The following is a 21,938-nucleotide window of genomic DNA, read 5'->3' as shown; positions in this document are numbered from 1 at the left end:
AAAGTTATCTTACATGAAAACAAGGAATGTTTAAATATATCTCTGAATTTTAATTTTTAGGGATTAATTCTTTACTTTGCTCGGTTAGAATACCGACACGCCTTGGAATGGTTGTTTTGCTTCAATCCCTTGCAACCGATAGCCACTTCGTTCAGCACAAAAAGTTGGGACTTTTCTTAATAAAACCTTTTGAAGCCTCTTTTACATACATCCGCCCATTCATTACTGTCATTCCTTTATAACAATAATTTATAAATATATAAAAATTAACTATTTTTATTATTTATCTATCAATGTTAGCCTTTTCTTATACGTTATTTGAAAGGATGAGAGATGAATGGCTAAACAATATTCTAAATTTACAGTATTCGGACTCGGCCCCATTGGTATTGAAATTCTACGCAGCGCTTATCAAACCAATCCACAATCGATTATCGGCGTTGTCGATATTGATCCCAATAAGGTAGGTAAGGATATTGGTTTACTCATCAATGAAAAAGAAACGAACAAGTGTGTAGTAACCCACATACAGGAAGTGAATTCTGCAGCTGACCACCCTATTGCCCTTCATGCAACCGGTTCAAACGCACAAAAAGTATGGCCACAAATCAAAGAGCTTTTAGATCATGGTTTTTCAGTTGTTTCCACCTGTGAGCAGCTTTCTTTCCCTTGGCATCGCTACCCTGTACTTGCAAAGGAAATAGATGATTACGCTAAAGCAAAAGGACTTAGTGTCATTGGAACCGGAATCAATCCAGGCTACATAATGGATACTATGGCCATTTCTTTTTCAACAATATTGACGACGGTTAACAAAATCAGGGTCAATCGTAAAGTGGATGTATCCAAAAGGCGCCTTCCCCTACAAAAAAAAGTCGGAATCGGTATGACCAAAGAAGAGTTTGAATTTTTAGCTAAACAGGATAAAATTGGTCATGTAGGACTTGAGGAGTCTGTAAGATTGATCGCTTATGGGCTCAATTGGAAACTTTCAAGCGTAATCAATATAATAGAACCAACGATTGCAAGTGAAAATATTACCGTTCCCCTAACTACATTAAAACCTGGGGATGTTAAGGGGCTCCATCAAATTTCCACGGGCAAGACAACGGACGGAAAGGAAATTTCACTGGATTTAACGATGTCTGCAGGTATTAAGCAAGAAGATGAAATCGTTATTGAGGGGAACGAAACCCAGAGGTTGATTGTCCCAAACGGCATTTTTGGCGATACCGCAACCGCAGCAATGATTATCAATACCGCAAAGCAAATTGATTCCCTCCGTAAACCAGGTTTACTTACAATGGCTGACATCGGCGTGCCGAGAAATATAAATCAATCAGATTTTGTGCGTATTTAGGGGCTAACTAACGATTATCCAATTAAGTGTAACCAGATTCCAAAGCTTGAATATAGCGATATTAGCAAAGGTGAACCATCTCGGATGGTTCACCTTTGCGTCTTGGTCAGTTAAATTTCACTTCCCTATGTTCATGAAATGGTTGATGATAAGCCCCTCCTAATAAAGCTGCTATCATTACACCGTTACTACTGAGTATGCCAAAATGACAAAAAAACCACCATAACCGGTGGCTTTGCAGATTATTCCTTTTTTTAAAACCGGGGACCCCTACTTTTTTGTCTACTATCATATGTAAGTCATCCTAATTAAGTAAACTAATCGATTTCGTAAATGATGATAGTTTGGAAAAAATCATTTTCTATTTTCCTTAATGAACTTGAGAACCAAGTTTCATGGAAATTGCCTTGGCAGCATTCGTTACTTTGTCAATCAATTCAGGCAGGCGATCTTCCTGAAACCTTGCTTCAATACCGGCCACACTAATACCAGCTACTATTTGACCTTTGCCATTGAGTATCGGTGCACTCACCGCTTTTGTATAATCTTCAAGTTCTGATGAAGTTATCGTGTAACCATTCATTCTAGCTTCATCCAAAGCATGACGGAGTTTAGTTTTATCCGTTATCGTTCCCATGGCGATTGGTTTTAATTGAATACTTTCCAAATAATTTTCACGCTCTTCTTCAGGCAAATTCGCTAGGATGATTCGAGAGTCGCCAGCGTACAATGGCGAACGCCTTCCAATAGATGTATAAAGACGAACAGGATGCAGGGTGTCCACCTTTTCGATGTACATCGCTTCATCCTTATCCCTCACAATTAAATTCACTGCTTCTTCAACATCATCCCGAAGATCTTTCATGATGGGATAAGCGATTGACCTGATATCCAAACGCTCCCCTACCAGTTGACCAAACTGCAAGAATATCAGTCCAAGTGAATAATGGCCATCATCGTCCTTTTTTAAAAATCCCATTTCTTCCAATGATCCCACCATACGGTGTAACGAGGTTTTCGGCAAATGGGAAAGTTCCATCATTTCATTAAAGGTCAGTTTCGGATGATTTATGAAAAGGGTTAGGATTTGCATGGATTTCACAACCGTTTTGTTATGTGCCTGCATGATTTCTCCTTTCATGATACATTTTTTCCTTAACTATCATTCTATTATAAAACATGGAAGAAAGGATGTAATGGCCTACAGTAAATTATATATTTAAGGGGAACAAAAAAAAGAAAGCACTCTTAAAGAGTACTTTCTCATCGTTGGCGTTTTTTGCCGGAGGAATTATATAGCAAGCCATTTTTTCAGGGCTAATGAAATCGAAACCTTCAATTCATTGAATTGTCGTTCTTTTTGAAGGAAAAGCCGTTCAGCCTCTTTTAAGTTCACCCGTGAGAATTGAATGGATTCCCCTGGCCTAACCTGAGCGATCAATGGTAAATCTGCCGTAATCACCTGAGCGATTTTAGGATATCCTCCCGTTGTTTGGCTATCGGCAAGGAGAATGATCGGGTTTCCATCCGGAGGAACCTGAACCGACCCATTCGTGACCGCTTCAGATAATAACTCCCCATTATCCTGTAACTCAAGTGTCGGGCCTGATATTCTATATCCCATGCGGTCGGATTGATTGGAAACTTTAAATGAACCCTCTATAAAACTATCTTTACTTGATTCCGTGAAATAATCATATTGGCTTCCATCGATGAAATGGATGAGAGGTTTTCCCCCTGGCAAGAACTCTTTATCATTGACAAACCACTTTGGGAAGGAAAATGGACCTTTGAACTCCCGATCACCAAGGATTTTGGAAGGTTCATTAAACTCCAAGACATCGTCAGCCTTTAATGCCCTCCCTTTATAGCCGCCAATCCCAGCCCTTAGATATGTGCTTTTACTGTTCATCACTTCAGAAATCGCATAGCCCCCCGCAACTGTTAAGTACGCCCTGCAACCTGATTTACACCCTTCAAATCGAAGAATCGATCCCTCTTTTACATAAATAGGCTTCCACATCGGTACAGCCTTACTATCAATTGTTGGTGTTAAATTCCCACCCGTTATCGAAATCAGGCAATTTTTCTCTACTTTAATGGTCGGACCCATTAAGGTGATTTCCAAGGCCGCCTCTCCTTCTTCATTGCCTACCAACATATTGGCAATTCGTAAAGAATATCCATCCATCGCCCCACTTACAATCACCCCATGTTGTTGAAATCCTTTTCTTCCAAGATCCTGTATACTTGTCAATAATCCCGGTTTGATTACTCGCAGGCTCAATGTTCCCCCTCCTTACGAATCATATCTTTATATTCTTGAACAGAAATCGGATGGAATTTAACAATGTCCCCTGCTTGTAATAGACTGGGTGGATTTACATTTGGTAAGAATAGTTTGGTTGGCGTTTGTCCGATTAATTGCCATCCACCGGGTGTTGATATTGGATATACACCCGTTTGCATACCAGCGATTCCTACTGCCCCAGCCGGAATTGTCATCCGGGGAGAAGAACGCCTAGGCGTCGCGATGTCTTTTGATAGTCCGCCAAGAAACGGGAAACCAGGCGCAAATCCAATCATATAGGCCAAATACTCTCCGGTTGAATGAATATGAACGACTTCATCAGTTGTCAATTTATTATAACGGGCTACATATTCCAAATCCGGACCGTATTCTTTCCCATAACACACAGGAATGGAAACCGTTCGATGTGAGAGTTTTTTATCTTCTTTTATTTCCTGTAATTTCAATTCCAGGATGGAACGGACCACTTCATAGGGGGAAATGTTTTCAGTTTCACTGTTTTGTTTTCGATCCTTATAGATAACTAGCGGATCATAAAAAACCGTCAAATTAGTAAAAGCCGGCACACATTCTATAAATCCTGGAAAGGGTTCTTCTGCCAGCGAATCCATAAACAATTTAATGTTTTTGTGAATGCTGTATTCCATTCCATTCCCGAATGTAATCACGATTGCGGAATCGCCCAATGGAGAAAGTGTACAAGCAGATTTATTCAAAAGCTTTTCCGGCATAGGACTCATCTCTTTCCGTCAGTTATAAAACTCCTAATTTTTCATCACGAATGTCCGTTATGAACATATGTCCAGGTGCATGCGTGATCATGATCTCCGGTTTGGTCTCCATAGCAATGGATTGAGGCGTTACGCCACATGCCCAAAAGACCGGGACTTCCCCATCACGAATCGTTACTGGATCACCAAAATCCGGATGCTGAATGCTGGAAATACCGATTGCTTCAGGGTCACCAATATGAATCGGAGCCCCATGAACTGCAGGAAACCGCGATGTCACTTGAGCTGCCCTCACCACATCCTTTTGTGGAATCGGCCTCATGCTAGCTACCATTTTCCCATGGAAAATCCCTGCTTCAATACACGGAATATTGGTTTTATACATAGGTACATTGCATCCCTCTTCAATATGACGAATCGATATATCATTATTTAAAAGGGCGTGTTCGAAGGTAAAGCTGCACCCGATTAAAAATCCAACCATATCGTCTTCCCAATAGTTTGAAATATCCGTTACTTCTTCCACTAATTCTCCATATTTATATACCCTATATTTAGGAATATCTGTGCGTATATCCCCAGACTTTGCTGCAAATGCGGGAATGGGTGAACCAATTTCCGTTACGTCAAGCAATGGACAGGATTTAGGGTTGCGCTGACAGAATAATAAAAAATCAAAAGCATGCTCTTTTTTTAAGATGGCTAAGTTCGCCTGTGCATAACCGTTAGCCATTCCAGCAGTCGGTTTTACCAATTCGGTGTTTCGAATCATTGAACGCAACTCAGCCGGGGTAGCCTGAGAAAGATCGATCATTATTTTTCATCTCCTATTAAGAACTGGCAGTCAGTGACAAACTGGCACGCCACTTCCACCTGTATTTATTGGATTTTCACTCATTAATCATTAAAAAAGTGCGGGCAGTTGTTTCACTAATGTATACACGCCCATTAACGCCATGATGACTACCACGAATACACCGGAAATCGTTAACCATAAAGGATGCTTATATTCACCCACGATGTTTTTCTTATATGCGGCAATTAGCAATGTACCAAGGGCAATTGGTAAAATTAATCCATTAATGGCTCCAACTATAAGCAGTACTTTAACCGGTTCCCCAATTAACAAAAAGCAAATAGTCGATACTACTATAAAGCCAACAATTATCCAGTTAGCCTTATTATTTATCTTTTCGCTGAATGTTCTGACAAACGAAACGGAAGTATATGCGGCTCCAACAACTGATGTGATCGCGGCAGCCCACATGACGACACCAAAGATTTTATATCCTACATCACCGGCAGCAAGTTGAAAAACGGATGCTGCAGGGTTATCCGAATCAATTTGTAAACCTTTCGATACAACACCCAATACTGCTAGAAATAACGCAACACGCATTACCGTAGTGATCAAGATCCCCACTATCGAACTCTTAGTGACCTCAGGTAATGCTCCAACACCTTTCACGCCTGCATCCAAGAGACGGTGTCCCCCTGCAAATGTAATATAGCCGCCTACAGATCCACCCACTAATGTAACGATTGCAATAATATCGATTTTATCAGGTGCAAAAGTTCTCACTACCGCTTCCCCGACTGGAGGAGAGGTTGTCCAAGCAACGTAAATCATCAAACAAATCATGAAAAACCCGGCAATTTGCGTAAAGCGGTCCATGGCTTTTCCCGCTTCTTTCACTACAAAAATCAATACGGCGATGACTGCGCTTATTGCCGCCCCGGCCGTTGGGGAGATTCCCGTCATCGCATTCAGACCTAATCCAGCTCCTGCGATATTTCCAATATTAAATGCCAGCCCGCCCATAACAATCAGTGCGGCAAGTACATAACCCAGCCCTGGAAGGACCATGTTTGCAATTTCTTGACCCCGTTTTTCGGACACAGCAATAATTCGCCATACATTTGTTTGGGCAAATATATCAAGAATGACCGAAATAAGAATAACGAATCCGAAACTTGCTGCAAGACTTTGGGTATAAACGGTTGTTTGCATTAAAAAACCAGGTCCTATTGCCGATGTTGCCATTAGGAATGCTGCACCTAACAATAAAGTACGGTTTGTTTTTGGCTTAGTCGGATTCTTTTCCTGTGCTGCAGTATTTTTGATTGGCTCCAATGGAATCTACCTCCTGAATGTATTGGTTTTTTCAAGAAAAGGACTTGACTGTTATTTTAGATAATTGCAAGGATTTTTTCACATGCCGAGCAAAGGTTAAAGCATGTGCCCCATCCCCGTGAATGCAAATGGTATCTGCTCTTAAAGCCACATCTGAACCTTGTTGAGACAAAACCTTCCCTTCCTTCACCATGCGAATGACTTGTGCAACGGCATCATCATCATTTTCGATCAAGGCATCCTTCTCCAATCGGGAAGTCAATGAACCATCTTGTTGATAGGTACGATCAGCAAATACTTCACTGCCCGTTCGCAATCCGATAGCCTGTCCGGCACGGATTAATTCACTGCCCGACAAACCAAATAAGATTAGCTCAGGATTCACTTTATATACCGCTTCAGCGATGGCCAAGGATAACTCTTTGTTTTTTGCGGCCATATTGTACAAAGCCCCATGCGGTTTCACATGCTGCATACTTCCGCCTTCTGATTGCAGGAAGCCATTTAATGCACCAATTTGATAGACTACAATATCATAAGCTTCCTGTGGTGAAATATTCATATTGCGTCTGCCAAAACCTATTAAATCCTGGAAACCTGGGTGGGCCCCTATCTTGACATCTTTCCCTAAAGCAAGCTGAACCGTTTTTCTCATGACTGAAGGATCACCGGCGTGGAATCCACAAGCTACATTAACTGATGTTACATAATCTAAAATCTCTTGATCATTACCAATGCGGTATGCGCCGAAACTTTCTCCTAAATCACAATTCAAATCAACCGTTTTCATACTACCCTCTCCTTTAATGACGGAAATTTCAGTAAATAACCCAGATAAATATGTAAGTACTCTTTATTCACTCAATTTAACAATACCGAATTTCGGAATTAGAGTTTCATATTTCGGAATATTATAATTCTAGCATATTTTAAATATTTCGACAATACCTCGTTAGATAATCTAACATTAATTCAAATTCAGTCTCTAAATGGTAGAATATTAAGTGATAATAAAAAAAAAACCGTTGTTTCCTGTTATAAGGAATCAACGGCTTTTTTTAAGTTTAAAGCGTGGCGCATAAAAGGTTGTTCAATCTAAAGGTGAAAGGACTCATTTCATTTAAATCGATTAATAGAAAACAATGAAATATCTTCCTTGCTTGTACCGGATATAATCAAGTCACTCAAAATTTCTCCCATGACACTGCTGAATTTAAACCCGTGACCAGAAAAACCTGCTGCTATAGCAATGTGTGGGTAATAAGGATGTTGATCCACTATAAAATGCTCATCAGGGGTCATGGTGTAGATGCAAGTTTTCCCATATTTCATTTTTTGATCAGTAGGCATATATTTCCGTAAAAACTTCATCAAATCTCCCTCATCTTCATCCAATTCACCAAAACCCTCAATACAGCCATCAGGATTTATACGGTTTCCTCCATCATGTCTCCCTATTTTCAATCCAGAACCATTTATACTAGGAAAGCCATAGTATGTACCCACTGAAGTATCAAAAGTAAAAGCTGGAAAATCATTATGATTATATAATTTCTCATTTGCATGAAACCAGGCAAATGTTTTTCTAATAGGTTCTAACGGCAGATTTAAATCTAACATCGCCAGTATTTTCGGGGCCCATGCCCCAACTGCAACCACTAAAGATTCTGAGTGGAATGTCTGTTCATCCGTTTTAATCGTGACCCCATTGCCATGAGCAACTATCTTCCTTACCTCACTGTTTACAATGATCTCGGCACCATGGGATTTCGCAAGTTGTTGATACGCTCTTAAGCACTCTTCACTTTTCAACACGCCCGAAGTCGATTCAAAGCACCCAATGTAGTCTTCTGGCAGTGTTATTCCAGGCCATCTATCATGAATTTCATGTGAATCCAAGATTTTCATAGGTAAACCATATTCCTTTGATCCCGCTTTCACTTGTTTAATGAAATCCGAATTTTCGCTTCCGGCATTCAGGACCCCTGTTGGAAGAAATAATTGTTTCCCCGAATCTCTTTCCAATTCACCCCATAGCTTTTGGGATTTAAGTGCCAAAGAAATATACTCCCTGCCTTCACCATAAGCATGTCTAATAATTCTTGTTTCCCCGTGATGGCTGCCCTTATTATGGGGAGGAGCAAAGGAATCTATTAATAATACTTTTTGTCCACTTTTTGATAGATAATAACCTGAAGACATACCCATAGATCCAGCTCCAATTACAATTACATCATAGTGCATCTTACATCCCTCCTCCTTTAAATATGAGCCTTCATATTAAAAAAAGGAAGCCATTACCTTATTAAATAAAGTAAAACAGCTTCCACATGGTTTTAGAACTCTATTTCCCCGATCGCCATTTCAACGAGCTTCACTATTTCACCTTCATGAATTTGCCTATGAATCGCTTCAATGTCAGGATGGAAAAAGCGATCTTCTTCAACCATCGGCACTTCGCTCCGAACTAAATGATATACCGCCTCCGTAGCCGGTGACGGTTTCAAGGGTAGATGAAAATCCATCGCTTGCGTTGCGGTCATCAGTTCAATGGCTAAAATATATTCAAGTTTCTTCGAAATCCGATAGGCTTTCTTCGAAGCGAAATAGGCAAAACTTATTACGTCTTCTTGATTTGCGCATGTAGGGATATTATCTATTGTGGCTGGATGCGAGAGCACCCTGATTTCATTTAATAGCCCGGCAGCTGTATATTGTGGAATCATGTAGCCACTATTTAAACCTGGATTAACCACTAAGAAATTAGGTAATTCACTAAGTTGATGGTTTACAAGGCGATCTATTCTGCGTTCTGTTATTTTTGCTAAGTTTGCTAACGCTATGGATATCGTATCCGCGTAAATCCCAACAAATGAACCATCAAAATTCCCAGCCATTAATGCAATTCCGTCTTCCTCTTCCGGAAAAATCAGAGGATTGTCACTTACAGAGTTCATTTCATTCCCAATCGAAACAGCAGCGTCTTTCAATACTCTTTTTATGGCTCCATGGACTTGTGGAATGCATCGTAAACTAAGTGCATCTTGTAATCTATGTTCCTTGTAAGTATCAATGATTTGGCTGCCTTCAAGAATCCTTGTAACATTTCTGGCTGTCATAGCCTGTTCTTCATGTTTTTTCAATGCGTGGGGACGAGGATCAAATGCTTTTATTGTTCCTTTTAGCACTTCTAAGGACATAGCTCCCGTAATGTCAGCGGTTTTCGCTGCTTGAATGCTATTGTATAAAGCCAGGACAGCCATCGCAGTGACGGAAGTAGTCCCGCTTGTAAGTGCCAGTCCTTCTTTACACCCAAGCGTAACTGGCTTCAATCCAGATTGTGCTAATGCATCCTTTCCCGGGAGAAGCTCATCGTTGTACCACGCCCGTCCCTCCCCGATCACCAATAAGGCCATGTGTGCTTCAGGAGACAGATACCCTACTGACCCCTCACCTGGAACATAGGGAAGTATATCGTGATTTAACAGTGAAGCGATTAGTTTTAAAACTTGTAAACGGACTCCTGAATAACCTTGGCCTAAATTCACGAGAATCATCAATTGAATGGCTCTTACTACTTCTTTTTCAAGAGTTTCCCCAACAGAAACAGCATGTGAACGAACAATATTCCGTTGAAGGGTTTCTGCGTCCTGTGGAGAAATCACCTCCGTCATATTACTGCCAAACCCTGTCGTTACGCCGTAAATCAATCGATTTTCATCTAAAAACTTATCTATTAGGCTACGGGATTTATCCACCCTATCACAATATGCCTCGGTGAAAGTAACTTTCGCACCATATCTTGCAACCGCAATTACCTCTTGGATTGAGATGGCATCATCGCCCAGTACAACCTCTTTAATATCCATAGGGTGTAAACAATCGGCTGTTGTCATCCTTACACATCTCCTCTCATATGACTCATCAAGAAGGAGAAAAAAGTTCTGGTCCTTCTCAATTATTTGCTGGAAAATTAATCTTATGTTATTTTCTTATTTTCTGTAAAGGGAATATCGGTTTCCATTATAGAGTGCTCCGCTTCAAGTAAAGGATTACTGGCATCATTAAGTGAAAGCGATTTAGTCTCAGGTGCCCAGGCGATCGATACGATCAAGCCGATTAGCAGAATGACTGCCATACCTGCCATTGAGGTACTTAATCCAAATGAACTTAAAGAAACAGGCAGCAGAAATGTTCCAATCGCAGAACCAATTCGACTAATTGCCGTAACCATACCTATTCCAGATCCACGAATCTCAGTTGGAAAAAGCTCTGCTGGGTATACTAATGTAAGGTTCGATGCTGCTGACATGAAAAAAGTAAAGTTCAAGAAGGCTGTCAACATTAAGAATTGAGAACCATTGTGTAAGAAGCTGAGTGAAAACAATGAAACAGTAAGGATTGTAAAAGCCCCGATGGTAAATCCTCTACGAGAAAATTTCGCAAGCAACCAAAGACCAAAAATTGCCCCAATCAGCAAGAATAGATTTAACATTGTATCGGCAAAAAAGTTTTGTTCAAAACCCATTGTCCTTAATATGGACGGTAGGAAAGTGTAGATTGCAAAGTACGGAATTACAAGAGTTAATTTAAATATTCCACCAAAAGCCAGCCGCTTACGAAGCTTTTTACTGAAAAGTCCACGAAATCCTAGAGCCTTTTGATTTTCAGTGCCAGTAGTCGTTTCTCCCATTTCAACGTTCGATCCAATGTGTTTTTTTACAATCTGGCGAGCTTCTTCGACACGCCCCATGCTGACAAGCCATCTTGGTGATTCAGGGGTTCCAATTCTTAAGATTAAAACCAGAATAGCGGGAATAGCAGCACTAACAAGCATCCAACGCCATGAGTCTGAACCAACCTGTCCCAGGTAATGACCAACAAAGTTCGATGCCACATATCCAAGCGTCCATACTACGTTTATAGACGCGAGAAGCGAGGAGCGATACTTTTTGGGTGAAAACTCGGCGAGTAAAGTCGTACCGACAGCGTAATCTCCACCAAGTCCAAAACCAATTAACAAACGTAAAAAGAAAAGCTCTTCTGGACTATTAACAAAAAATTGTAAAAGAGTAGCAACCGTGATAAGTAAAAAGTTTACAAGAAAAATTTTCTGTCTTCCTACACGATCAGAAAGTCTTCCAAGTATTAAAGATCCCGCAAACAGACCGATTAAAGCAGAACTGCCGATCAGCCCTGTCCACATTGCATTCATATTCATTTGAGGCCCGAATACTGTCAGGGCCATTGCAATGATTCCAAGGGAATATCCATCACAGAAGCTAGAACCGAATGTAAGTCCTGCAATTCGAAAATGAAATTTATTAAATGGGGCATCGTCTATAGTGAATTTTTGTTCGTTCAAAGAATCCCCTCCATTTTTTGATTAATCAGATTTTTGGATCATAAAAACACTATTACTGTAATACTCCGGTAGTTAACCAGAAATTACATGATCATTGAAATAAATGACTTCACTAAGGATTTTACACCCTTCTATTACTTCGAATTTTTCCCTTGCTTCCTTTTCAGTGTAAAACTCAAACATTTTTAAGTTATCCTTCGAATGGATAGTGATTATCCACATAAAATTCCCTCCACATGGAAGATTCATTTCCACGATTTCCTTAAAACACTTTCATTAAATCTCACTGTAAAGCAGTAAAGTATTTAACGCTGGCAATGGGTAGGATGATAAACCACCATCCTACGATTCAGCACCATTACATTTGATAAATACTTCTAAAAGCCCATCCCATCCCCTGAATTTTTCAGCGGATGGAATGGGTAGACATTGATTGAGAATCGAGGCCGTATCTTTTTTTAGTGAGTTTTAAAGGCCCGTCAGGCTTTTGGAATCAGTCTTCACTCTATCATTCACAACTTGAACACCGTTTTTCCATACAGTCTTAACGTGATTAACCCCAAATAAATATTGCAATTCCTGATAGTTTTCAACATTCCATAAAACGACATCCGCTTGTTTTCCTACTTCAAGCGAACCGATCTTTTCTTGTCTGTTGATTGCACAAGCAGCATTGTATGTTGCCGCCGTAAGCGCTTCAGCAGGGGTAAGCCGCATCGAGATGCATGCCAGATTCATGACAAGTGGCATAGAAGTCGTCGGTGAGGATCCGGGATTGCAATCGGTCGAAATGGCAACAGCTACACCTTCATCAACCATTCGGCGTCCTGGGGCCGCATCTTCTCTTAAATACAAAGCTGTGGCTGGAAGCAAGCAGGCAATGGTTCCTGACTTAGCCATGGCTTGAATTCCCTCTTCGGAAGCCTTCAATAAATGCTCAGCTGAAATCGCCCCTATTTTGGCAGCTAGTTCCGCTCCCCCGTATGGCTCAATTTCATCGGCATGAATTTTAGGGATCAAGCCGTACTTTTTCCCCGCCTTTAAAATCCGCTCTGATTGTTCAGGGGTAAAAACCCCCTTTTCACAAAATACATCATTGAATTCAGCAAGCTTTTCTTCAGAGACGATTGGAAGCATATCATTAATCAGATGATCGACAAATTCATCCTCACGGCCTTTATAATCCTTTGGAACCGCATGGGCTCCCATAAAGGTAGGAACTAAATCAATCGGATGCTCTTCCTGTAACTTCTTCATCACCCGCAACTGCTTCAATTCGGTTTCCAAATTCATTCCATAACCGCTTTTACCTTCTACTGTAGTCACGCCATGAGCGAGAAACGAATCAAGGCGTCGTTTGGTTTGTTCCATCAACTCTACTTCACTTGCTTCCCTTGTCATGCGGGTGGTTGCATGAATGCCTCCACCCCCATTCATGATGTCCATATATGTTGCACCTTCAAGACGCATTTCAAATTCACGCTCACGACTCCCGCCATATACCACATGCGTATGGGGATCAACAAGCCCTGGTGTCACCAAATGGCCAGAAGCATCGAAAACTTCAGCTTCATGCAATCTATCAGCATAAAGTTCTTCCAATTCCTTGGTCGTACCTACAGCTTGAATCAAACCAGACTCCATCCATATACTTCCATCTATTATCAAACCAAGCTCCGACATTCCCTCTTTGGAACGAGGACCTTTCCTTTCAGAGGTAAGGGTGGCAAGTTGAGCGGCATGTTTTATCCAAATTGGTTTTGTCATTGTTTATCAATTCCTTTATCAAGCATCGGGATATTAATACCTTTTTCACGAGCTGTTTCCTCTGCCAGTTCATACCCTGCATCAACATGACGCACTACGCCCATCCCAGGATCCGTTGTCAACACTCGCTCAATCCTGGCGCCTGCTTCTTTGGTGCCGTCTGCCACGATTACCACTCCTGCATGCATGGAGTATCCCATTCCTACACCACCGCCATGATGTACGGATACCCAGGTTGCACCGCCCACTGCATTAACCATTGCATTTAAGATTGGCCAGTCAGCCACTACATCCGAACCATCCTTCATTGCTTCCGTTTCACGATTCGGCGAAGCGACAGAGCCTGAATCCAAATGGTCACGCCCAATTACTATCGGGGCCTTCAATTCTCCACTTGCAACCATATCATTGAGGATTTTACCAAAACGGGCGCGCTCCCCATAACCAAGCCAGCAAATGCGCGAAGGCAGACCTTGGAACTGAATTTTTTCTTGAGCCATTCTAATCCAGTTACATAAATGTTCATTATCAGCAAATTCGCGTAAAATGGCTTGGTCTGTTTTATAAATGTCTTCAGGATCACCAGATAAAGCCACCCAGCGGAATGGACCTTTTCCTTCACAAAATTGTGGACGGATATAAGCAGGAACGAAACCAGGGAAGTCAAAAGCATTCTCTACCCCTTCATCTTTCGCAACTTGACGGATATTGTTGCCATAATCAAACGTCACGGCTCCTTTTTCCATCATTTCAAGCATCGCTCTTACATGTTTGGCCATTGAAGCTTTAGAGAGTTTAATATACTCTTCTGGATTCGCATTCCGTAATTGTGCAGCTTCCTCCATTGACATACCAGATGGTGTATATCCATTTAACGGATCATGGGCGGAAGTTTGATCCGTCAAGACATCCGGAATAAAGTTTCTGGCGATCATTTCAGGAAGAAGATCGGACGCATTCCCAATCAAGCCAATCGATAATGCTTTTCCTGCAAGTTTTGCTTCTTTAGCTAGACGAATGGCTTCATCTAAAGAATCCGTTTTCACATCTGTATAACGAGTCTCGATCCTCCTGTCAATTCTTGTCTCATCAACATCGATTCCGATACAGACACCGCCGTTCATCGTAACTGCCAGTGGCTGTGCCCCTCCCATACCGCCTAGTCCTGCCGTTAGAGTAATGGTGCCTTTTAATGAGTTATTGAAATGTTGTTTTGCAAGCTCGGCAAATGTCTCGTATGTACCCTGTACGATTCCTTGAGAACCAATATATATCCAGCTACCAGCTGTCATTTGCCCATACATCATCAATCCCTTTTTATCAAGTTCATGGAATGTTTCCCAGTTCGCGTAAGCAGGGACGATATTTGAATTTGCAAGCAGGACACGTGGTGCATCCGAATGCGTTTTAAAAATGGCCACCGGTTTCCCTGATTGGACCAATAAAGTTTCATCTTCTTCAAGCTCTTTTAGTGATTTGACGATTGCATCAAAGCATTCCCAGTTACGAGCTGCTTTCCCAATCCCTCCGTATACCACCAAATCTTCTGGACGTTCAGCGACTTCAGGATCCAAATTATTCATTAACATTCTAAGCACCGCTTCTTGTTGCCATCCTTTTGTATGCAATTCTGTTCCAGTATAACGGATAACCTTGTTTGTAATCGTGTTCATTTTCATTTCCCCCTTGTTTTTGTTATATTTTCATTCTATAAGAAAAATTCAGAATAATTCATTATAATTTAATGATTATTTTATAAATTATTTCAAATTTTTGTAGTTAACTTTATTTTTTTATGAATAATATTGAAAATTATATTGTTATGAAATAAAAAAGGACGATTCAATATTACTGAATCGTCCTTTTTATAATCCAGACCGATAAGCTGATGGAGTACAAGCTTCAAGCAGTTTGAATTTTGCATTAAAATAGGTCTGATGTGAATAACCGGCTAATTGTGCGATTTCCTCCAATGATAAATCCGTTTCCTTTAATAGGCGTTTAGCTTCCCTAATTCGAACTTGATGCAGCGTATTGCGAAAAGACTCGCCGGATTCAGCTGCAAAACGACGGCTGAGTGTGCTTTTATTGACACGCAGAGTATCTGCACAGGTCGATAGATTCCACTGGGAATCCCAATAGTTGGACTCGATCAGCTCTCTTGCTTTTTCGCTAAGAGTGCGTGCTCCTTCCTGTAATTGCCCGTGATCCTGAAGGAGCAAATGGGTGGTGAACGCATGCAGTTCTTTTACTATTTGATGAATGACTGGTTTATGTACGATTTGCTGAAATACATCATAGTATATTGCTTCTAGAGACGCATTTTGCAAGTTGTATGATTTCATATGCCTACGGATCTGTGCGAGTACGCTTGTAAGGCGAATACGAACGATTTCCGGGTCAGGGTATGGTTGTTGAAAAGTTAGGAATTCACGTTCGATCCAGTTCCTGATGGCTTTCGCATCCCGTCTTTCGAGCATTTCTATCCAAAGCCTTTGTTCAAGAGGAGTGAGGAATGGATCCATCTCTTGAGGGGAAGTTTGTTGACTTTCCGCTAAAATGATATCATATCCATCGAAAAAGATTTGCCTCGTAAATTCACGTGTTTGCTGGTACATCCTTTTTAAAGACTCATCAGGCGTTGCCACTTTTATTATGATGGCAAGAGGCTCATCCATTCTTTCTTTCCAGTGAGCCAGGAACGCTTGATATTCTTCCTTATTTACATCAATTTCCTTTGTTTCCTGGACGCATAAAATAAAATCCGATAAAGCGAATATTTGATGCTTCCCAGTAAAAGAATATCGTTGCAGTTCATCATATACTAAAGGGAGGGCCCTATTATCAGGTGTCAAAAATGCCACCATGGTTATTCGACTATCATGCCTCCGCTCTGTCAAGAAGAAATCTGGATAACCAATATCAAGTGTATTCTCCTCATCCATGGTGCCTGTCGAGGAAAAACCTTGACCATTTCTTAATTGAAAACGCAATTGTTGGATATGCTTTACCAAATCCGCTGAAGAAAAAGGACGGAATAGAACATCATCCGCACGAAAACGTAAGGCCCGATAAGCTGTTTGAAAGATTCGCTCAGATGAAATCCCTAACCAACGAATTCCCCTCCGCTTTAACGAAGCGCCCATCGCCTCACTTTCATTCGTCCAAATATCCATATCTAAAATGACGAATTCCGGATGCTGATTGCGCATGCCCTTTTCAAATTCTTCAATCGTTTTCCATAGGATCAGTCGGACTCCCGTAAGGTGGGATTCAACTATCCAACGAATTCCTTGAGCCTCTATCTCATCTTTTGCCACCAAATGAATTTCCACATCATCACCCATTTCTCTCCCTGATATCCTTTTCATCGAATAAATGTGACGTTTGAAAGAAAAGGAATCCCTGTTCTTTACAAAGCTACTTGCATCTCATCTCCATTCTAATCCTGCCGAATCCTTCAAACAAGTCATATTGAGAAGAACCTGCGATCAAGATTAAATTTGGACATGCTCAAAATGGAAAGCATCCATATTTATTACATTTACTTCCCTCATTTAAGGATTACTTTTCTTTAATAATATGACTATATGAAAAAAGAAACACCATGGACCTTTGTGATTTCCACTGATGTTTCTATTTTAGTACTCTACGCTTTAATTCAATTTTCATTTAGAATTTTTTATAATTGCTTAATATTGACTTCAACTTCTTTTCCAATATTTTCAGCTGAAACATTAGTCAATTTTAATGATAATAAAGTAATGACTCCTATCACAAGTAATCCAGATAATATAAACATGCCTTGAGTAAATGCAACAGTTCCAAGAATCATCGGTCCTACAAAACCACCTAAAGCCGCAAATGAATTGACTAGGGCTATGCCAACTGGTGCAGTCGACTCAGTAAAGAAAAATGTCATATAGGCAAAGAAACATCCACTGAAACCGTATAACCCGAAAGATGTAATCGTTAACATAAGCACCATCATAAATACACTATCTGAAAAGCCGCACCCGATAAATCCGATAACTGATATCATGAGACAAACAAGCAAGTGTGGTTTATGTTCATTGGTCCGATCTGAGTTCCAGCCAACAAACATAATGGCAGGTATACCGACTAATGATGGAATCATCGCTAACCAGCCTATTTCTAAATTGGTTGTTGCATTTTCCGATAAAGATTTAATGATGGTTGGCATCCAGAATGACAATCCATAGATAGATGTGTACCCTGTGAAATAAAAAAGGGCCAACTTCCAGATTTTCGAATCTTTCAGCATATCAAGCTTAGTGACTTTATTTATTTTCGAGCTAACTTTTCTTTCCGCACTCAATTCCCCTTCTAACCAATCACTTTCTTCCTTAGATAACCATTTAGCGTTAGTCGGTCTATTAGTTAAATAGAAAACAACAACAATTCCTATAATAATGGCCGGAATGCCTTCAAGGATGAACATCCATCTCCAGCCTGCCATACCAAACCAGGATATATTGTCAAGAATCCACGTCGACACAGGCGCACCAATCAATCCGCCAATCGGTAAGGCTAAAAGCAGGACCGCTGTTGCCCTTCCTCTTTCGCGGGCCCTGAACCAATAAGTTAAATATAAGATTATACCAGGGAAAAAACCAGCTTCGGCGACACCTAATAAAAAACGGAGAATATATAAATGCATAGTTGTTTGCGCAAAACCTGTTAATATTACCACGAGCCCCCACGAAATCATTATACGGGCAATCCATATCCGAGCTCCCACTTTATGCATGATCATGTTGCTTGGAACTTCAAAGAAGAAATAGCCTATAAAGAAAATACCAGAAAGTAATCCAAAAACCTCAGCGGATAAAGCTAATTCCTCATTCATTTGTAAAGCAGCATAGCCTAAATTGACCCTGTCCAAATATGCAATGATATAAAGGATCAAGATAAATGGAAGAATGCGTTTCATCGTTTTACTGATCGTCTTTTTCTCTATTTCACCACTGGAATGATTCATGATTATTTCCTCCCTTTTCAAGCTACATTTTCCCCATAAAAAAATGCGATTGCCGCTGATCGTTTCTTTCCTAGCTTCCCGACTCTCTGGTTCATTCCCGGTACCTTCAAAAAGTCGAAATACCACCTCCTCTCCATTTACATTTACTCATTCCCAACAATATTACAAAACGCATATCATCCAGGCTAAAAAAGAATTACCTTTTCTACCTGACAGTAACTGATAGGAAAGGGATCTTACGAACTCTAACCACCCTTTTCAGGTATTCTCCTATTTTTAAAAAATCCTCCTGATTTTGCTAGATTGACAACACCCATACTGACCAAGAAACATCGTAAGCGCTTTCCCGACATGCCAAATGAATTAGGAAAGCGTTGTGAATATTCATAATCTACGTTAAATTAAATAGACCATAAATTTCCTAAACCAGACTGTAGTCTGATAGTAAACTATATAGGAATATTCTGTCAATTATCACTAGGAGGTTTTTTTATGATTGAACCTAGAAAAAAACAGCTTAGGGGAGAAAAGACTCGTGAAAAAATTTTAAACATCTCTTTAAAGCTATTTAGCGAAAAGGGTTATGATAAAGTTACAGTAGACGAAATCGTGAAAAAAAGCGGCACTTCGAAAGGGTCATTTTATCAACACTTTTCAGCGAAATCGGACATTTTTTTAGCGAGGTTCACAGAAGTCGATGATTACTATCGTGAAGTCTTCCATTCGTTCCCAGCCGATATGGACGCTACCGAGAAATTGTTTGTTTTCATACGCAAATTGATGCGTTTTCTGGAAGAAGAGATGGGCAAAGATCTAATGAAAGTGATTTACAGTTCCGCATTAGATTCAAAAGAACATACATACTTTTCAAATTCAAATCGCTCTCTCTTACAAATTATTCGTTCATTAATTGAAGAGGCGAAAAAACAAAACAGCATAGGCACGGAACAGTCAATAAATGAGATTTCAACACTCCTCACCCAAAGCCTGATGGGTATCATCTACCATTGGGGTTTAAACAACACAGAACAAAGCTTGGAATCTTTATCCATACCTCTAATCGAAACTATCATTAATGGGCTGAAAATGAAGCACTAATACATAAAAAGTTCAACATTATTTAAAGAATATTAAACCCAATCTCAATGAATGGCGAGGTAACTCAATTATTCAATAAAGTTCATGCATTAATCTCTTGAGTGTCAAACATTTTTAACGAGGAGTCGAAAGCTAGTTATTATGAAACGATTTTTCTTTATCATCCCATATGCAATATTATTTGGTTTATCCCTGCAGGCTTTTAATTTCAAGCTTGACCACCCCATTGCAGAAGATATCAGCCGCCTGATGCCAGTTAAAATGAAAGCGATAAAAGCAGAAGATAGTGAAGGAGCAATCAAAAAGGTCATTAAAGAAGCTGTAAAAAACGGTGATTCCATTTCCATTGCCGGAATGCAGCATAGCCAAGGGGGACAGACATTATATCCAAACGGGATCCTGCTGGATATGAAGCATTATGACAAAATCCTTGATTTGGATGTAAAAGAAAAACACATCACGGTTCAAAGCGGAGCAACCTGGGCTGATCTACAGGAATATATCAACCCATATGGACTTGCACTGAAGGTCAGTCAATCTCAAAACATATTCACCATAGGCGGTTCTTTGAGCGTTAATGTCCATGGCCGTGATATCCGCCATCATGCCTTGATAGAAACCGTGGAATCTTTTAGATTGCTTAACGCGAAAGGACAAATCCTAACGGTGAGCCGCGAAGAAAATTCGGAGCTCTTCTCTTCGGTTATTGGCGGATATGGTTTGTTTGGAGTAATACTTGATGTTACACTCCAGCTAACCGATGACGAACTTTATAAAATTAAAACGAAATCACTCAATTATGATGAATATACTTCGTATTTTAAAAGAGATGTCCTTCAAAACGATGCTGTTAAAATGCATCTGGCAAGAATATCGGTTGCTCCTGGCTCCTATTTGGATGAAATGTATGTAACGGATTATTATAGGGCAAATGACCAAGCACAGCTATCGAACTACAATACTCTCAATCGGGAAACAATCGTTGCCGTGCCTAAATTCTTTCTTGGCCTATCGCGTTATAATGACTGGGGGAAAAAGAGGTTTTGGGAAACTCAAGAGACCTACATGGCCAATATTGATGGTAACTTGGTTTCCAGGAATAATGTGATGCGGTCGGACTCTGCCTTTATGGATTACAGCAATCCCTCCAAAACAGAAGTGTTGCAAGAATACTTCGTTCCGATAGATCAATTTACTGATTATATCGATGATCTAAGAAAAACTTTATCACATGAAAAAGATTTCAATTTATTAAATATTACAATTCGTTATGTGGAACATAATGATGAATCACTCATGTCCTATGCCAAGGATGATATGTTCGCTCTTGTTATGCTAATCAATCAAGGGACAGATAACGAAAGTAAGGAAAATACGGGAAGGGTCATCCGTAATATGATTAATGTGACGCTTGACCATAACGGCAGCTACTATTTGCCCTATTATGGTTATCCAACCAAGACACAATTATTTGAAGCATATCCGCGTGCTGAGGAATTCTTTCAATTAAAGAAGAAGTATGATCCTGATAATCGCTTCATGAATCTTTTCTACAAGGAGTATCATCCATGAATTATAAACGTTTTGTTATTTACCAAGGCACTGTTGGTATGGCTGCCAGCATGATTTTCCCTTTTTATATTTTGCTAATCAAAAATGTAGGTACCAGCTATTCGCAATTCGGATGGGCATATGGAATATTCTCACTGACAGCAGCACTTAGTTACCCTTTAATCGGAAAATTCGCTGACAAAGCCGGTGACAAAACATTTCTCATTATCTATTCATGGGGGATGGCACTAATCCTTCTTGCCTTTCCTCTCGCATATGAAATTTGGCATGTCTATCTCCTGCAAATTATAATGGGGGTCCTTGGGGCTGTACAAAAAAACACTGAAAAAACAGTACTTGCAAGATATGTTACGAAAACAACCGCGGGTAAGGAAATTGGAAACTACCATGTTTGGACATCCATTGGTGCTGCAGCTGCCGTGATAGCAACCGGATATTTAGTCGACTTTTTAACGATTGGAAGCATCTTTTACCTTGCATCCTTAATGTTTGCCTGGTCTGGATTTATTATAATGAAGATGGATAAAAACGCTCCACTATCTAATGCAGAATAAATAAAAACATAAGGGTTATTGCTAGTTAGTGATAATTTTTAGTA

At 40.2% G+C, this 21,938-nt stretch carries 18 protein-coding genes; 4 read left to right on the top strand and 14 right to left on the bottom strand.

What is annotated here, in order from left to right; genetic code table 11:
- Window positions 1-337: 337 nt before the first annotated feature.
- Window positions 338-1,360: a hypothetical protein gene (locus ACDZ29_RS21475; protein ID WP_375088602.1), complete on the top strand. Its 1,023-nt coding sequence runs from the start codon at window positions 338-340 to the stop codon at window positions 1,358-1,360.
- Window positions 1,361-1,730: 370 nt separating this feature from the next.
- Here ACDZ29_RS21475 and ACDZ29_RS21470 read toward each other — a convergent pair whose 3' ends face one another.
- From ACDZ29_RS21470 to ACDZ29_RS21405, 14 genes are all read right to left on the bottom strand, one after another.
- On the bottom strand, window positions 1,731-2,486 hold the full coding sequence (locus ACDZ29_RS21470) for an IclR family transcriptional regulator (RefSeq protein WP_370017027.1): 756 nt from the start codon (window positions 2,484-2,486) through the stop codon (window positions 1,731-1,733).
- A 165-nt stretch (window positions 2,487-2,651) separates the two neighbouring features.
- On the bottom strand, window positions 2,652-3,647 hold the full coding sequence (locus tag ACDZ29_RS21465) for a biotin-dependent carboxyltransferase family protein (protein ID WP_375088601.1): 996 nt from the start codon (window positions 3,645-3,647) through the stop codon (window positions 2,652-2,654).
- Window positions 3,644-4,402 (bottom strand): 5-oxoprolinase subunit PxpB, encoded by a 759-nt coding sequence (gene pxpB / locus ACDZ29_RS21460; protein WP_289324774.1) that lies wholly within the window; start codon window positions 4,400-4,402, stop codon window positions 3,644-3,646. Before pxpB ends, ACDZ29_RS21465 begins: the two co-directional genes overlap by 4 nt.
- A 22-nt stretch (window positions 4,403-4,424) precedes the next feature.
- Complete coding sequence (locus tag ACDZ29_RS21455; protein WP_289324773.1) at window positions 4,425-5,216, bottom strand: putative hydro-lyase; 792 nt, start codon at window positions 5,214-5,216, stop codon at window positions 4,425-4,427.
- A gap of 90 nt (window positions 5,217-5,306) precedes the next feature.
- Window positions 5,307-6,446, bottom strand: coding sequence for an NRAMP family divalent metal transporter (locus tag ACDZ29_RS21450; protein ID WP_375091194.1), 1,140 nt, complete (start codon window positions 6,444-6,446; stop codon window positions 5,307-5,309).
- 121 nt (window positions 6,447-6,567) lie between these two features.
- Entirely contained in the window at window positions 6,568-7,326 is a 759-nt protein-coding gene (pxpA, locus tag ACDZ29_RS21445; protein WP_375088600.1) for a 5-oxoprolinase subunit PxpA, read from the bottom strand.
- Window positions 7,327-7,652: 326 nt separating this feature from the next.
- A complete protein-coding gene (gene solA, locus ACDZ29_RS21440; RefSeq protein WP_375088599.1) occupies window positions 7,653-8,780 on the bottom strand; it encodes an N-methyl-L-tryptophan oxidase in 1,128 nt (375 codons plus the stop codon).
- Window positions 8,781-8,872: 92 nt separating this feature from the next.
- Window positions 8,873-10,432, bottom strand: a complete 1,560-nt coding sequence (hutH, locus tag ACDZ29_RS21435) for a histidine ammonia-lyase (protein WP_289324770.1) — start codon at window positions 10,430-10,432, stop codon at window positions 8,873-8,875.
- Window positions 10,433-10,515: 83 nt separating this feature from the next.
- Window positions 10,516-11,901 (bottom strand): MFS transporter, encoded by a 1,386-nt coding sequence (locus ACDZ29_RS21430; protein ID WP_375088598.1) that lies wholly within the window; start codon window positions 11,899-11,901, stop codon window positions 10,516-10,518.
- 72 nt (window positions 11,902-11,973) lie between these two features.
- Window positions 11,974-12,123, bottom strand: a complete 150-nt coding sequence (locus ACDZ29_RS21425) for a hypothetical protein (RefSeq protein ID WP_375088597.1) — start codon at window positions 12,121-12,123, stop codon at window positions 11,974-11,976.
- A gap of 246 nt (window positions 12,124-12,369) precedes the next feature.
- Entirely contained in the window at window positions 12,370-13,668 is a 1,299-nt protein-coding gene (gene hutI, locus ACDZ29_RS21420) for an imidazolonepropionase (protein ID WP_375088596.1), read from the bottom strand.
- A complete protein-coding gene (gene hutU, locus ACDZ29_RS21415) occupies window positions 13,665-15,341 on the bottom strand; it encodes a urocanate hydratase (RefSeq protein WP_289316713.1) in 1,677 nt (558 codons plus the stop codon). The genes hutI and hutU overlap by 4 nt, the downstream gene beginning before the upstream one ends.
- A gap of 192 nt (window positions 15,342-15,533) precedes the next feature.
- On the bottom strand, window positions 15,534-17,039 hold the full coding sequence (locus ACDZ29_RS21410) for a helix-turn-helix transcriptional regulator (RefSeq protein WP_375088595.1): 1,506 nt from the start codon (window positions 17,037-17,039) through the stop codon (window positions 15,534-15,536).
- A 311-nt stretch (window positions 17,040-17,350) separates the two neighbouring features.
- Window positions 17,351-18,670 (bottom strand): MFS transporter, encoded by a 1,320-nt coding sequence (locus ACDZ29_RS21405; protein WP_375088594.1) that lies wholly within the window; start codon window positions 18,668-18,670, stop codon window positions 17,351-17,353.
- 492 nt (window positions 18,671-19,162) lie between these two features.
- Here ACDZ29_RS21405 and ACDZ29_RS21400 point away from each other — a divergent pair, with 492 nt between their 5' ends.
- The 3 genes from ACDZ29_RS21400 (at window position 19,163) to ACDZ29_RS21390 (ending at window position 21,894) form a co-directional block, all read left to right on the top strand.
- Window positions 19,163-19,768: a TetR/AcrR family transcriptional regulator gene (locus tag ACDZ29_RS21400; protein WP_289324764.1), complete on the top strand. Its 606-nt coding sequence runs from the start codon at window positions 19,163-19,165 to the stop codon at window positions 19,766-19,768.
- Window positions 19,769-19,909: 141 nt separating this feature from the next.
- Window positions 19,910-21,340 (top strand): FAD-binding protein, encoded by a 1,431-nt coding sequence (locus ACDZ29_RS21395; protein ID WP_375088593.1) that lies wholly within the window; start codon window positions 19,910-19,912, stop codon window positions 21,338-21,340.
- Window positions 21,337-21,894 (top strand): MFS transporter, encoded by a 558-nt coding sequence (locus ACDZ29_RS21390; protein ID WP_289324762.1) that lies wholly within the window; start codon window positions 21,337-21,339, stop codon window positions 21,892-21,894. Before ACDZ29_RS21395 ends, ACDZ29_RS21390 begins: the two co-directional genes overlap by 4 nt.
- Window positions 21,895-21,938 lie beyond the last annotated feature (44 nt).

It is taken from the genome of Peribacillus sp. RS7, assembly GCF_041956845.1.
Taxonomy (GTDB): Bacteria; Bacillota; Bacilli; order Bacillales; family DSM-1321; genus Peribacillus.
Note: the sequence above shows the minus strand (reverse complement) of the source record. Positions and strands in the feature narration are given on the sequence as shown.